General features: G+C 62.0%; 1 protein-coding gene. It reads left to right on the top strand.

Going from position 1 to position 355, the window contains the following annotated elements; translation table 11 throughout:
• Positions 1-355 (top strand): Hsp70 family protein (locus AAEY83_RS13365; protein WP_351059515.1); only part of this gene is annotated, 355 nt, incomplete at both ends.

Consider the following 355-nt stretch of genomic DNA (forward strand, 5'->3'; position numbering starts at 1 on the left):
TTCCAGTACGAGCCGATCGCGGCAGCGTTCGACTACGAGTCGACCATTGAGAAAGAAGAGCTGGTACTGATCGTCGACATCGGCGGTGGTACCTCCGACTTCTCGCTGGTGCGCCTGTCGCCCGAGCGTCGTGGTCTCGACAACCGTCACGATGACATCCTCGCCACCGGCGGCGTGCACATCGGTGGTACCGACTTCGACAAACAGCTCAGCCTGCAAGGCCTGATGCCGCTGTTCGGCTACGGCAGCCGCATGAAGAGCGGCGCCTACATGCCGACCAGCCACCACATGAACCTGGCGACCTGGCACACGATCAACTCGGTGTACTCGCAGAAATCCACGCTGGCGCTGGGCA

The sequence above is a fragment of the Psychrobacter sp. TB20-MNA-CIBAN-0197 genome, assembly GCF_040309765.1.
Classification (GTDB): Bacteria; Pseudomonadota; Gammaproteobacteria; order Pseudomonadales; family Moraxellaceae; genus Psychrobacter; species Psychrobacter submarinus.